Genomic DNA, 14,352 nt, shown 5'->3' with positions numbered 1-14,352 from the left:
GACACAATAAAAAAAGGTGACACAAGGTCACCTTTTCATGGAGCAGATTTCATTAAAATGAGGATGACCAATAGAAACGTAACGATGAAAAGTAATGGAATGCCAATGATCGTGACACATCCAACGTCGACTTTCCGCTGTTTTCGGCGTTCGCGTTTCCCTGTTCGTTCTTCGCGCTCATTCACAGGACTCAACATGCAACTCACCTTTTCAACTCAATAATCTAAATGCCGTGATGTATCATTCCAGACTTTTACTTGAAGTGTAATCAATGCAATGCCGTACAGGACACTCATGTATAACGAAAACTTACCAAACAGGACATCCGTCCAAGCATTTAGTCCAAACAATGGAACGACGAAGACGAAATAAAACACGAACTGAACACTTGCCAGTCCATCAAACCAAATCGTCTCAGAAAATGCACCTTCGAGTAACGAAACGCCGTAAATGAATAATGCTGCAACGAGACCAATCCGGATATACCAGACAATAAGTCGAAATGCCTTATCTTCATTAATATAAAACAGCGATCCAACTAGACCGACAAGCCAGACGACGGAAGCGATACTTTGCCACCCGTTGATCGTGCCGTCTGGGTGGAGCAGAGCAGACCAACCGTTGATTCCAACCATACCAAGTAAGCCTACGATGAAGATGAGCCGATACGGTATGTACCTCTGACGCATGACGTTTCCTCCTCTGAAAACGAATAGATGTCACTTCTATGATTTATATTCCATATGATGGGTTTTATTCCTTTTCCATCATACAAAATAGTTCATCTTTTTCCGTTCGTTTGTTTTACACAACAACAAGGTAATGGACGCGTCCATTACCTTGTTCTGGTCATTCCTTCACTTTGAGATTCACATCATCAATCGTCACGTCATGCGCGGCGAACGGTGAACCTTCCGCACGTCCCATCAAGAATTTCAACGCCCCTGTATCGGCTTGTCCCATCGTAAAGGTGTAGCTATACGTTTTCGGTGTTGTCGTAATCGGCTCGACTTGACTGAAGTAACGCGTATACGAAGCATTTTCGATCGTTACTTCGATCGGACGCGGTACAGTCGACGATGCTGTGAAGCTCAACTCATATGTTTTACCTTTTGCGAGTGACAAGTTTCCTTGCTCGAGCAAGACACTCCATGGTTCTTGTCCTTCCGCTCCGATTTGGATGCGTGCGGCTTCATTGACAGCTTCGATAGCGGCTTGTGCATCATAGTGGACGTATGACGACCACGACGTCAATCCGTTCGCAAACGAACCGTTCTTCAGTGGTGACGGATCGACCGGAACTGGTGTGACATCGATCAACTCCACATCATCGAGCGAGATTTTTCCGGCTTGTCCACTGAAGTCAAACACAAGCTGATTGTCGTCTGCCGTTTGTGTAGCTGTGAACGGAATGTCGACAGTCGTTGCTTGTTTCGTCAACGGTACAGTCGTCTGTTTCAATTGCTCTTGTGCCCCAGTGATTTTCACCTGAAGTGATTTCGCTTTTTTCGCACCTGCCGTGAATCGAAGCTGATACGCATGCCCAGCTTCCAGTTGAAGTCCCTTTTGTGTTAAGTGCACCGTCGTTTTTTGACCATGCCCTTCATAACGGAAATCACGTGACTCGGGATCAACAGACCCTGTCGTCTGCTTGCTACCGTTGAAGTGCCAATACGTCAAACGATCCATCGCCCCTTGATCGAACGTCCCGTTATAGACGAGGTTCCCGTCCGGGAGTGCCGGTTTTGTTGCATCTTCATCGATGACACCGCGTGGAATCTGCTCGACACGGACGTTCCCGATCTGAACGTTGGCTTTCTCAAGTCCGAGGTTGAACTCCAGACGCGCTGCGAGGTCCGTCTCTGCTGCCATATCAAACGTGAACGTATGCCGTTTGACGCTCGGTGTCAGTGCAATCGACTGTTCATTCGAATATTTCGTGTAGCCACGCTCTGCTCCACCGCCGACTTTGACCATCATCTTCCGGTCTGCTGTGCTGCTCGCGTCAAAGCTGACTTGGTAACGTCCACCTTGCGCAAGGGATACGTTTTGAATCAGTTGGTGAGAATACGTCTGTGAACCAGGCTGATCAATCGTGACGTCTGCCATCCGTTGCCCTTCTTTTTCAATGATCGCAAGGCTTCCTTTCCCACCGAAGTCTGGGAGCGTGACGTAGTTCCAGTACAGCGGATCAAACGACTGATTCCCGGTGATCATCGTGACCGGTTGTTCATATGTCGTGTCGTAGACGAGATTCCCTTCGATCGGCTGTTTGGCTCCGTCCGGTAACGTCACGTTTTCGTAGGTCGGTTCGACCGGTTCGCGGTACGCTCGATTTTTTAAGTCATAGACACGGACGTAGTCGACTTCCATCTCGGCTGGGAACTTCGTCGTTGCATCGACTTCTCCATCGAACCAACCGCCGACGGCGAGGTTCATGACGAGATAGAAGTTTTGGTCGAACGGTGCCGGATAACTATAGTTCGTCGCCGCGTTCAAACCTTTGCTGTACCAATCGTTTTGTGTTTGATAGAGATTGCCGTCGACGTACCAGCGGAGCTCACCCGGCTCCCACTCGACCGCGTACGTATGCCATTGGTCGATGCGTTGTCCGTCTGGGAAGTGATAGTCTTTCCCCGTATATTTATTGTTCGGCCAATTTTCTCCGTAGTGAATCGTTCCGGCAACCTTGTCCGGCTGACTGCCCCAACCTTCCATCACATCAATCTCACCGGACGCTGCCCAAGCGCCATACTTATCTTGCTCCGGTAACATCCAGAACGCCGGCCAAAGCCCTTTTCCGGTCGGGAGCTTCGCTTTGATTTCATAACGACCGTACGTCTTACTGAACAATCCTTTCGTCTTTAGCTTCGCTGACGTGTAATCGTATGTACCGAGATCATCCGTCGTCTTTTCCTGCTTCGCTTTGATGACGAGTTTCCCGTTGCGAATAAACGAGTTGTCCTGCTTCGTCGTATAGTATTGTTTTTCGTTGTTGCCCCAACCCGGTGAGACGGGTTGGCCGTTCGCATCCTTAATCCAGTTCCCCGTATCATACGTCCATTTCGTCCGGTCGAGTTGGTTTGCCTGAAACTCATCCGACCAGACGAGCTTCCACTTCGTTTCTTTTTTGTCTGCCTTTGCGTCGACCGTTTGACCACTCAGCAATAAACCGGTCCCGACCGCCAGTGCTACCCATGTCTTCATGTCCGTTTCCTCCTCTTAGTCAAAAAGAGGCAAGGACGAATGCTCGACCTTGCCTCCTTTGTCACGCTTCTTGCGGAATCGTTGCCTTATGTTGCTCGATGACGCCCGCATACCAGTGGGCGCTGTCTTTCCAAATTCGTTCCTGTGTCTCGAAATCGACGTAGAGAATTCCGAAGCGCTTATCGTAGCCGAAGCTCCACTCGAAGTTATCGAGCAGTGACCAGAGATAATAACCTTGGATGTTCATCCCTTCTTCGTTTAAATCAGACACGGCTTGCAAGTGTTGTGCGACGTAATCAATCCGGTTCTGGTCAGCGACGCGACCATCGACCAATTCATCGTCGAATGCCGCACCGTTTTCCGTGATGTAGATCGGTAAATCCGTGTACTCGGCGCGCAAACGACGAATCAAGTCCTTGAATTCGCTCGGGGCGATATCCCAACCCATGCCTGTCTTGTCATAATCCGAGTACGCATCCTTCTGCAGGAAGTCGTTCGCAGCACTGAACTCGACGAGGTTGCGGCTATAGAAGTTGATCCCGAAGAAATCACATGGAACGGAGATCGTCTCCATGTCGCCTTCCTCGATGAAGGCGTACGAATGGACGTATTTCGAGAACAGGTTCATCATGTCGACTGGATACTGACCTTTGAAGACTGGATCGAGGAACCACCGATTCGCATATCCGTCTGCATTGTTCATGGCCAGCTGATCGTTGACAGAATCTGTCTTCGCATACTTCGGTGCCAAGTTCAACGTGATACCGATCGGTGTGACCGATTTGAACTCACCCTTCAACAGCTCGACGGCTTTTCCGTGCGATAACAATAAGTGGTGCACGGCACGAACAGCTTCGTTCATATCCGTGTGACCCGGTGCATGTTGCCCGAGATGGTAGCTGAGGAACCCGGCACACCAAGGTTCATTATGTGTAATCCACGAGTCGACGATCCCGTCGAGTTCCGTGAAACACGCACGGGCGAAGTCGAGGAACCAGTCGACCGATGCCCGGTTGACCCAGCCGCCTTCTTCATGTGCCCAAAGTGGTAAGTCCCAGTGGTACAACGTCACGGCTGGCTTGATGCCTTCAGCCCGCAGACGTGTCGCGAGTTTCTTATAGAACGCCATGCCTTCCGGATTGTAAACCCCTTTTTGTGGGAAGATCCGTGGCCAGGCAATCGAGAAGCGGTACGTGTCGACGCCAAGACGTTTAATGTGCTGAATGTCTTCTTCATAACGATGGTAATGGTCACAAGCGACATCGCCGTTATGTTTTTCGAAGACTTTTCCGTCCTCCTCACAGAAGGCATCCCAGATAGAAGGCGTACGTCCGCCTTCGTTGTGGGCGCCTTCGATCTGATACGACGACGTCGCCGTTCCGAATACGAAGTCTGGTGCAAATTTCATATGTGTAATCTCCTTTAAGCTACTTATTCTTTAACGGCACCTGCCGAGATACTGCTGACGATATATTTCGAGAGGAACAAGAAGGCAATCATGATCGGTACGACGGAAATCGCGATTCCGAGATAGAGCGAGCCTAAGTTCTCCGCGACTTGTGATCCTTTTAAGAAGCCCATCAAGACCGGTAACGTGTACTTCTCTGGGGAGAAGAGTAAGACGAGCGGCATGATGTAGTTGTTCCATGAACCGATGAACGTAAAGATCGACATCGTCGCGATCGCCGGCATCATCATCGGCAAAGCAATCGTATGGAAAATCCGGAACTCACTCGCCCCGTCCATCCTTGCTGCCTCGATCAAACTCGGATGCAGAACGGTCTGGACATATTGTCGGACGAAGAAGACCGTGAACGGACTTGCGATCGCCGGAATAATCAATGGGATATAGCTATCAAGCAAGCCGAGATTCTTACTTAGTTCATAGAACCCGATCAAACCGAGTTGACCCGGAACCATCATCATGACGAGCATGAAGACGAACATCGCATTCTTTCCTTTGAACTGATAGAAGGCGAATCCGAATGCTGTCAACGCCGAGAAATACCCTGATAAGACGGTGACGAGGACAGCGATGATCAAACTGTTCTTGAAACCGGACCAGATGTTGACGTATGAACTGAGCGCCGCATAGTTCTCGGCGAGCGAGTTCCCCGGAATCAACGAGAATCCGGACAAGACTTCTTCGTTCGAGCGCGTCGCGTTGATGATCATCATGAGAAACGGGATGATACAGGCGATCGTTAAGACGACGAGACCAATATAGATGACACTTTTACCGAACCAGGCTTTCTTTTGTTTCGATGGTGGCGTCAACTTGAGCGGGCGTTCAGAACGCTCCGGTTGTTCCTCCGTTTGTGGCACGATCCGACGTGCTTCTGCATTTCGTTCCATCGGTCAGGCTCCTTTCGGCGAACGTTCTTTTCGGAACATCCCTTTGAAGACGATGATTGAAAAGACGAGCGTGATGGCAAACAGTCCGTATGCGACAGCAGCGGCGTAGCCATAGTTGTTATATTTGAAAGCTTGGTTATAGAGATAGAGCACCATCGTGTTCAAGGCACCATCTGGCGCACCGACACCATCCGTAATCAACATCGGGAGGTCGAACAATTGCAGACCACCGATCAACGACGTGATCATAATGTAGAGCAAAATCGGTTTTAAGAGTGGCAACGTGATGCGTGAGAAGATCTGCCAACGTGTCGCCCCGTCAATCAAGGCTGCTTCGAAGTAGTCCTTCGAGATCCCGGAAACGCCCGCCATGACGACGATGAACGAGTGACCGAGCCACATCCATGTCAGGATGAGCGAGACGGAAATTTGTGCGGTCACCGGTTGCGTCAACCAGTTGATCGGCTCCGAGATGATTCCGATTTTCATCAACATCATGTTCAGTGAACCATGCTGCCAGTCGAGCAAGATGCCGAATAATAAGGCGACCGAGCTGATCGTGATCAAGTTCGGTAAGTAGAACGTCGCCCGGAAGAAGGCAAGTCCTTTTAATTTCAATTGGAGATCCGAGAACAACAAGGCGAGTAGTAAAGCGCCGCCAATCTGAAGGATGAAGTTCAGACCCCAAATCTTCAGAGTGTTAAAGAACGCTTCGATGAAGTACGTATCCCCGAGTAACCGCGTATAGTTCGCGAGTCCGACGAGTTGTTCGCCTTCAGCGCCCGTGTAGTTCGTGAAGCTGTAATAGAAAGTCAAGGCAACCGGATAGATGCTGAAAATCAAGAAGACAATCCAAAACGGTGCGATGAACAGATACCCATGGCGATCGAGTTTTTTCACAGGTCAAACCCCTTTCTTAAACAAGAAGAGGTGAGGCGAGGATCGCCCCACCTACTCTCCTTATTCCGGTACTTTTACGTCCGGATACGCGTTTTTGACTTTTTTGTAGAATTCAGCAAGTGCTTCGTCTTTTGATTTTTTACCTTGGACGTACTCCATGACCGATGCACCGTATAATGTATCGAGCTGTTGGTCATACTTCGTGACGATCCCTGGAGTAATCTTATCTGCTTGATCAAGGAAGAACTCATAGTTGTTCTGTCCGCCGAGGAACTCATCTTTGAAGTCTGTCTTGATCTTTTCAGTAACTGGTTTGTACGCTAACACGTCACCTGTTTCTTTTGCCCAATCCGTTAGGAACGCTTCGTCTTGCGTCATCATCTTGACGAAATCATACGCAAGCTTTTGTTTCTTCGAATCTTTGTAGACACCTAACCACGTACCGCCCCAGAAGTATGGGCTTGGTCCGCTTGTGACCGCCCAGTCACCCGCTGATTTTTTCGCGTTTTCTTTGAGAACACTGTGAAGACCCCATGTCGGGAGGACGTAAGAGAAGACTTCTGTTTCCGTCTCTTTACCGTTTTCTTTGACTTTGACCGGTTTATCCATGCCTGCGAACCATGATGGTGACCATTCTGGTGCAAGTGCCGTATATTGTTTCGTCCGAAGTTCTTTTGCGTAATCCATGTAATCCTTCTTGTCTTGTGTCAAGACGAGCTCTTGCTTATCGTTGACCCAAGGTTGTGGGTCGTTCCCTTGTGCGAACCAACGGATTGATCCTTCATCCGGGAACATCTTGTAGCCTTTACTCTTCATTTTTTCAGCGACTTCGAAGACGCCGTCCATCGAGTCCATCATGCCGCCGATTTCTTTTGGATCGTCTGTACCGAGAACTTTTTTCGCGATGCTTCGTTTGTAGTAGACGCCACCTGGTGTCGTTTGCCATGACAGCGCACGCACGTTGCCGTCCTTATCTTTCCCCATGTCATAGACGTACGGGATGTAGTCATCTTTGACTTCGCCTGCGTTGAATGGTTTTTCAGAGAGGTTCGCCCAGTATCCAGCATCGACCCACTGCTTGAGGAACGCAATCTCACCTGTGAAGATATCCGGTGCGCCGACGCCACTCTCAAGAGCTGGTTTCAATTTCGTCGGGTAGTCGGCGATTGGTACGATTGTCAATTCGACTTTGACTCCGTTTTTCTCTTCGAACTTTTTGATTGGTTCTTTTAACTCATCCGTGAACGACCAGATTTTCAAGACTTCTTTCCCGCCGCTCGTTTTTTCTTCGCTGCTACCTGAACATCCAGCAAGGACACTTGCTGTTAACGCACCAACTGTTAACACGCTAACTAACTGTTTCTTCATCTCATCTCATCCTTTTGTTAAGTATTCCGCTCATAGGTAAGCGGTTTCAATTTGTTATTCAAAAATATCGAAAGCGCTTTCGAAAAGGCTTTAAAGAAAATTCCCGAAAGCCCTTTCGGAAAAAGTGATAAAAAATGATTTCGAAATCGCTCTCGCTTTTCCTCACTGACAACGAGCGAGAGCGATTCCGAAACAACCATTGTGTTATTCAGGTACTGGACCTGTCGATTGACGAACCATTAAGTTGACCGGGATGACGTCACGTGTCGTGACCCGTTTTTTGTTGACGATTTGTTCAATCAAGACTGATGCTGCATGCTGACCGATCGTTTCCGTATCTTGTCGGACTGTCGTCAGTTTCGGTGTGATGTACTGTGACATGTAGATATCATCGTACCCAACGACTGAAATGTCTTCTGGAATCCGTAACCCGGCTTCATGAATCGCCTCAATCGCACCGATTGCCATTTCATCCCCGGCAACAAAGACGGCTGTTGGTCGTTCAGGTAGTGCCAGCAACTCGTTCATTGCCCGCTTTCCTTCTTCCCCGGAAAAGAATCCGCCGTTGACGAGATAACCGCCCGGAATCGGCAAATCAAGTTGTTCCATCGCTTGCTGATAGCCTTCAATTCGCGCTCTTCCGGCATCTGTCGACGTATCCCCCGCAATGTGGGCGATCAACCGATGACCGAGTTCGTGCAGATGATTGACGGCGAGTGTGCCACCGGTGATGTTATCCGAGTAGACGACACTACAATCGGCACTATCCATGTCGACGACGACGATTGGAATCGTACTTTGAATCAACTCCTGGACGTGCTGGTCCATCTGATCAGAACAGATGACGACGATGCCGTCGACTGCCCGGTGTTGGAAATGCTCGAGGTAACTCATATCGCGATTGCGTAAGTTCCGCGATGCGAAGATGAGGTCATATCCTTGTTGTTCTGTTGCTTTTCGGAAACTCTCAATGATCGCGTTGAAGAACGGATGCATCATTCCGACGCCATGTGCTTCCGAGAACATGACACCGATCGTCCACGAACGTTTCGTCGAGAGCGACTGGGCGTGCGCGTTCGGTAAGTATCCCATCTCGGCTGCTGCTTGGACGATTTTTGCTTTCGTCTTTTCGCTGACATCCGAATAATTATTTAAGGCTTTTGAGACCGTTGTAATTGAAAAACCGGTCATCTTCGCTAAATCATAAATTGTTCTCATGCTACTCACTCCATTTCACCGAAAGCGCTTTCGATAAATTTAGTATACGAAGTCTCTCTGGAAGTTGCAACCTATTTTTTAATGAAAAATCAGATAAATTGAAAACGTTATCATTTATGCTAGATCCAATATAAAAAAATTCAGTTTTTTCTTTTAATACGAACAAATGTTTGGTATACTTAAAGAAACATACTTCGCCTATAAAGAAAGGAGCTTTCCCATGCCAATCAATCCGTATCTTGTCTTCAACGGCAACACGCGTGAGGCACTGACGTTCTATGCACACGTCTTTGGTCAAGAACTACCGGACATCATGGAGTTCGGACCAGGTCCCGGTCCTGACGGTCAGCCCTACCCTAAAGAGATGCAGTCACTGGTTCTACATGCTGAACTAATCGTTCATGGTACCCGCTTAATGTTCTCAGACGCAATGCCACATGATCCGGTCACGATCGGTCAGAATGTTACCTTGGCGCTCCACTTATCTGACGTCGATGTGTTACAGAAGACATTTGATCAACTCGCAAAAGACGGTAACGTCATCATGCCGATCCAAAAGACATTCTGGAGTGAAGCATACGGAATCGTCGAAGATGCATTTGGTGTCCAGTGGCAAGTCAATCATGTAGTGAGTGAAGTGTCGGTGTAATCTCACATTTTATATTTACTAAAAGGCGATTCCGTAACTTGGAATCGCCTTTTAGTTAGCTCTTGCTTAAAGAAATCGAACGCACAGTTGACTGAATCAACTGCTTTAACCAGACTTGTCTTGCTTCTACTGAAAAATCTTCATTTCCGAATACCTCTACTCTAAACGGAAGCATTTCTAACAACTGACGCTCCAGTGCTTTTCGCGCCTGTAAAATCGCAATTGTTCCTTCCACTCCTGATAACGAGCGATTCACACCATATGCTTGCTCTGTGTAATAGGCTACGAATCCGTCCGCCCATTCTGTCGGACGCTCTTTTAACGCTTTTCGGGAGCTTCGTTCTACATCTGGTTGATCGACATAGACGAGAACGGGTTGCAATGGCGCGATGATCGTCGCTAAGCATCCAATATACGCTCGAAGCGTCGCTTCCGGTAGATCGTATTTGATGAGCCCCATCGTCAACGGATTTTGCAAGAAGCAGCATTCAAAGACATACGTTGTATTAGCCATCAACGCTTGAGCAACGAACGCTTCCCACTTCTTTAGTATCAGTGATTGATGTAACTCGAACGGTAGTTCATAGATATCACGCGCTTGCAGAAATGTAAGTGCTGCTTCAGGAACATCCTGTTTTGACTGCCACTGACGATACGATACCAGCACGTAGCCATTAAATACCTCAGCAAATCTTAAGACATCGAGCGGAGCGTACTTACTTTGAAAGTCTGCCCATTCACTAAGCGTTAAGTAAGCGATACTCTCATAATCCGCAGGATGGTTGAGGTCTCCTTCGATATGAAGACGCGTTTTGATTTGTTGCTTTTGTAGTAGACGGGTCAATGCTTCAGCTGTTGTTGTTTTGCCTGAGCCTGGGAGTCCTTCGATGAGAAAGAGTTTTGAATACATATAGGGACCTCTATTCACAATTAGTCTTTAAAGTATTATACGATTAAATTCTAATTCCCTACTAAGTTCAAACAAATTATTGTATTTAATTAGAAATGAACCTTATACTTATAATTAGAAAATAAATGGATATTTTGTTTTCGAGAGAGGTGGTTTTGAGATGGACATGAATAAAGTAAAGACCCAAAAAACCTCTGATCGATCAGCACTAGGTGTATTAAAAGCAGGTACTACTCCTTCATTATCTGGTAGAAAACCAGTGCATGTAGCAATGTTTAGTGGCGGTGCATCTTCGGCCTATGTTGCTTATCATATCGTTCAGAAATACGGCAAAGAAAACTGTGTTCTTTTCTTCACTGATACGCTTTGGGAAGATATCGATAACTATCGATTTATGGATGAAGTAGCAGAGTATATTGGTATGGAGATTACTACTCGAATAGATGGAAGAACGCCAGATGAAGTTTTCCATGACGTTAAGTTTTTGGGGAACTCACGTATGGCTAAATGCTCAGAAGAATTAAAAGTTCGTCAGACGATGATTTATTTAGAAGAACTTCGTGATGAACATAATCTTGAACCTATACTTTATTTCGGTATTGGACCTCATGAGCAGCATCGAGCCATCAATCTTCAAAATTTCTACGAACACAACCCGATCGAACCGATAGAAACGCGTTTTCCTATGATCGAAACTTTTAAAGGCGATCTCGATACGAAGGAAATCATTCGTGACGAGTGGAAAATTGCATTGCCGAGAATGTATGGTTTAGGTTTTTCTCACGCGAACTGCGCGGGTCGATGTGTCCGAGGAGGCTTAGGTCATTACGCTCTTTTATATAATGTCTGGCCCGAGCAATATGCCGAGCAAGAAGCTATGGAAGAACGCTTCCGCAGTAAGTTTGAGAAAGATGTTTCTATTTTAAAGAGAAATGGTGGACCATTCACATTGCGTGAATATAGAGAATTGATGGATAGAGACGGAATTGAGAAATATTTAAGTGAAAAAGACGATACAATTCCTTGTGTATGCTCTTTCTCATAAACAAAATCTATACAAAAAGGTAGTGGAATCTTATCCACTACCTTTTTGTATAGATGGATGCGATAAACAATCGCTAAGCATTAAATAACTATAGTATCTATTAAGATTCTAATTCACTTAGAATCTTATACACAACAAAGCGGATTTCATCATCTGACATTGTTCTACTACCAGCATTTACTATTCTACTTACATTGTTGTAGATAGTCTTCCCTTTAACAGAAAGCTCAACTTCTTTAATTTCCATAATGGTTTGATTATCAGTCACTATTTTGATTAATCCATTTTGATTTTGGTTCGTCACCAATAACTGCTTGAAATTCATCCAAAACGAATCATATGTGACATCTGACCAGTCTTTTAGTGCCACTCCAACAATTTTTTCAATTAAATATGCTAACCAATCTTTATTCTGAGCGTACTCTGAAACGAATCCAGCTAATATTGGACTGCTTAACACAAGTTCTTTATTTCTATCAGCCCACTCATGAATATTTTTACTTGATTCAACTTCCATTTTAAGAAGAACTTCTTTTTTGATCTGTTCTGTCAAAAGACTCAAATGGTTTTCGAGTCCTGATTTTAATATCTTTAAATCAGAATCATTTTCAACAATTTTTGCGAGATTATTAATTGATGCAAGTGGGTCTGTTTCACTATGTCGAATAATCTCTTTGAATTGATTTTCATTAACAATCAGTTGGTCGGTTACTTGAGTATATCTTGGTAAGCTCCGTAACCATCGCGTTAGCTCTGTAAAAATTATGACAGGCTGTTCTGATAAAGTACCATTGAAAAACGTAGTATTTATATCTTTGAGTAAATTTAAATTTGCCGAAGATAGTTCATATAGTTCGTATTCATAAAAATCTGCTCTTAATTCTAAAATGTCATATAGCATATCTGCATTTAATTCATGAATATAAAAGTCATTTGAGTAAAACGCCATTTGATGCCAAACGTCTTTTAATAGAGCTATTAATAATAGCGGTATTAGTGGTTCTCTAATACCATAAGGTTCGTGTCTTAATAAATCATATAAACCGACAATTTTTCCTCTTCTATTTTGTTTAAGATGTGAAAGCAGATCGTACCTTAATTTCAACAGATTATTATCAGCTATTTGACTTAAATTATTTGTATCGATTCCTGTATTTTTAAACATAGTTGCATAAATTAAATAATCCGGACCAAATCCTTGGATGTCAAAATCACCTGAAAATGTAGGAGCAAGTAGCTGAGACAAGATACTTTTAGCAGCTTTCTTTTGGATAGAAGTAACGTTTTTTTTGTTAAATCCTTCATTTCTAATTTCCGGTGTGGCAGGAAATCTGTCGAACATCCATTTCGAAAGTTTCTTTTCAAGTGAATTCTTTGAATCGATTTTAACGACGTCATTTTTGATATACCAAGTTAAATTATCTGTCTCAAAATGTCTAATTGGTCGTAAGAGCTTTTCAATTTCGAATCTTATATTTTCTAAATGAATTATAATTTCCGCTTCTAAATTCTCATCTTGTTGAAGTAGTTCTGACGTGTTGAGTAGAAGATCCAAAATCATAAATTCGTCTAATTTAATAATTAAATCTTTAGTATTTAACTTCGTAACGCAAACTATAATATCTTTTCTTTTAGAATTTATTACGAACTCCCGAATATTTTTTAACTCTTGATCATTTCTATAGATCATATACAGTAGCGCTCCATCACTAACCGCAAGATCTAAGTTCAAAATGTCTCCCCAGGTAAATTGAGATTCCACAAAGCGCGTCATGCTTTTAACACTATTATACTCATGAGGTAGAAAATATTTATTAGGTAAAAAATCATTTAAAAATTTAATTCTAGATTCATCATTAATAACTGTTTTAGAGCGATAATCTTCTACTAAGGATTCTAAAGAAAGTATAGATCCACTATATAATTCATATGATGAAGCTAATGGATTATATCTTACTATCTTTATTTTTTTTAGTTCTTCTATACTCTCTCGTATTTTTATCTCGTTGATACCTAGTGCAAAGGATAAAAAATCTATAGAAAGTTTAAAAGGTCTATTAGATATATTCAATAAAGTCATTAATTTTACGAGTCTTTTTGCTTCGTTCGATATTTGGTAACTCATTGATAGTCGATAATACTTTAAATCATCAATTAGATAAAATGAAGATTCATCTGGATAGAAATAATTAAACAACTGATCTGCATAATACCAATCAGTCTCTAAACTATTCTCATCAAATTGAGATAAAAACGTATATAACGTTCGATCATTTTGTCCTAACATATTTGAAAGAATAGGCAATAATCTAATTGTTAATGGGTGTATAGGTTGGCATTTTTCTAAAATGAAATTCTCAACTTCAGACAATTCCATATCTGGAAAAAGACTATACTTTTTTAAATCGTTTTTTATTTTTTCAATATCGTTTAACAAAAATAAGTTTGGAGCATTATCTTCTTTAACGATCTCAAGTATTTTAAATGCTGTTCTATAAAATAAAGAAGGATCACTATCTAAGCGATGTGATTCAAATCTTTTTTCAACTCTTTCTAATTCTTCTTTAGATAAATTATTACTCTCTGTTGAATACTGTCGAAGACCTGTATGAGTAATGAAGAGTAAACCTAAGTTAGAAGCTCTGTTTGCAAATTCAGCGATATCTTGTAAATCTTGCATAGTTTGAAAAATCAACGATT

12 protein-coding genes are annotated in these 14,352 nt (G+C 44.0%); 2 read left to right on the top strand and 10 right to left on the bottom strand.

Translation table 11 applies throughout. From position 1 onward, the window contains the following. Nucleotides 1–35 precede the first annotated feature (35 nt). The 8 genes from P401_RS18620 to P401_RS0116290 form a co-directional block, all read right to left on the bottom strand. The gene (locus P401_RS18620) at nt 36–194 is read right to left on the bottom strand and encodes a hypothetical protein (RefSeq protein ID WP_160171468.1); all 159 of its coding nucleotides are present in this window, start codon (nt 192–194) and stop codon (nt 36–38) included. 21 nt (nt 195–215) lie between these two features. After that, entirely contained in the window at nt 216–689 is a 474-nt protein-coding gene (locus P401_RS0116320) for a hypothetical protein (protein WP_029343291.1), read from the bottom strand. A gap of 160 nt (nt 690–849) precedes the next feature. Next, nucleotides 850–3,207 carry a carbohydrate binding domain-containing protein gene (locus P401_RS0116315; RefSeq protein ID WP_029343290.1) on the bottom strand — a complete coding sequence of 786 codons (2,358 nt, stop codon included), beginning with the start codon at nt 3,205–3,207 and terminating at the stop codon, nt 850–852. 61 nt (nt 3,208–3,268) lie between these two features. Further along, entirely contained in the window at nt 3,269–4,615 is a 1,347-nt protein-coding gene (locus P401_RS0116310; protein ID WP_029343289.1) for a GH1 family beta-glucosidase, read from the bottom strand. A gap of 23 nt (nt 4,616–4,638) precedes the next feature. After that, complete coding sequence (locus P401_RS0116305; RefSeq protein ID WP_081834764.1) at nt 4,639–5,562, bottom strand: carbohydrate ABC transporter permease; 924 nt, start codon at nt 5,560–5,562, stop codon at nt 4,639–4,641. Between the two features lie 3 nt (nt 5,563–5,565). Then, nucleotides 5,566–6,462 carry a carbohydrate ABC transporter permease gene (locus P401_RS0116300; RefSeq protein ID WP_023466912.1) on the bottom strand — a complete coding sequence of 299 codons (897 nt, stop codon included), beginning with the start codon at nt 6,460–6,462 and terminating at the stop codon, nt 5,566–5,568. Nucleotides 6,463–6,522: 60 nt separating this feature from the next. Further along, nucleotides 6,523–7,830 (bottom strand): ABC transporter substrate-binding protein, encoded by a 1,308-nt coding sequence (locus tag P401_RS0116295; protein WP_023466910.1) that lies wholly within the window; start codon nt 7,828–7,830, stop codon nt 6,523–6,525. A 204-nt stretch (nt 7,831–8,034) separates the two neighbouring features. Continuing rightward, nucleotides 8,035–9,048, bottom strand: a complete 1,014-nt coding sequence (locus tag P401_RS0116290) for a LacI family DNA-binding transcriptional regulator (protein WP_029343286.1) — start codon at nt 9,046–9,048, stop codon at nt 8,035–8,037. A 220-nt stretch (nt 9,049–9,268) separates the two neighbouring features. Here P401_RS0116290 and P401_RS0116285 point away from each other — a divergent pair, with 220 nt between their 5' ends. After that, a complete protein-coding gene (locus P401_RS0116285; protein ID WP_029343285.1) occupies nt 9,269–9,697 on the top strand; it encodes a VOC family protein in 429 nt (142 codons plus the stop codon). A 55-nt stretch (nt 9,698–9,752) separates the two neighbouring features. Here the strand turns inward: P401_RS0116285 and P401_RS0116280 are convergent, their stop codons facing one another. Further along, nucleotides 9,753–10,607 carry a P-loop NTPase family protein gene (locus tag P401_RS0116280; RefSeq protein WP_051656336.1) on the bottom strand — a complete coding sequence of 285 codons (855 nt, stop codon included), beginning with the start codon at nt 10,605–10,607 and terminating at the stop codon, nt 9,753–9,755. A 160-nt stretch (nt 10,608–10,767) separates the two neighbouring features. Here P401_RS0116280 and P401_RS0116275 point away from each other — a divergent pair, with 160 nt between their 5' ends. Continuing rightward, on the top strand, nt 10,768–11,652 hold the full coding sequence (locus P401_RS0116275; RefSeq protein WP_023466896.1) for a phosphoadenosine phosphosulfate reductase domain-containing protein: 885 nt from the start codon (nt 10,768–10,770) through the stop codon (nt 11,650–11,652). 100 nt (nt 11,653–11,752) lie between these two features. Here P401_RS0116275 and P401_RS0116270 read toward each other — a convergent pair whose 3' ends face one another. Next, nucleotides 11,753–14,332 carry a hypothetical protein gene (locus tag P401_RS0116270; protein ID WP_152548203.1) on the bottom strand — a complete coding sequence of 860 codons (2,580 nt, stop codon included), beginning with the start codon at nt 14,330–14,332 and terminating at the stop codon, nt 11,753–11,755. Nucleotides 14,333–14,352 lie beyond the last annotated feature (20 nt).

The organism is Exiguobacterium acetylicum DSM 20416 (genome assembly GCF_000702605.1).
In the GTDB taxonomy this organism is placed as follows: domain Bacteria; phylum Bacillota; class Bacilli; order Exiguobacteriales; family Exiguobacteriaceae; genus Exiguobacterium_A; species Exiguobacterium_A acetylicum.
The sequence above is the reverse complement of the archived record's forward strand: the minus strand, read 5'-3'. Positions and strand labels throughout refer to the sequence as shown.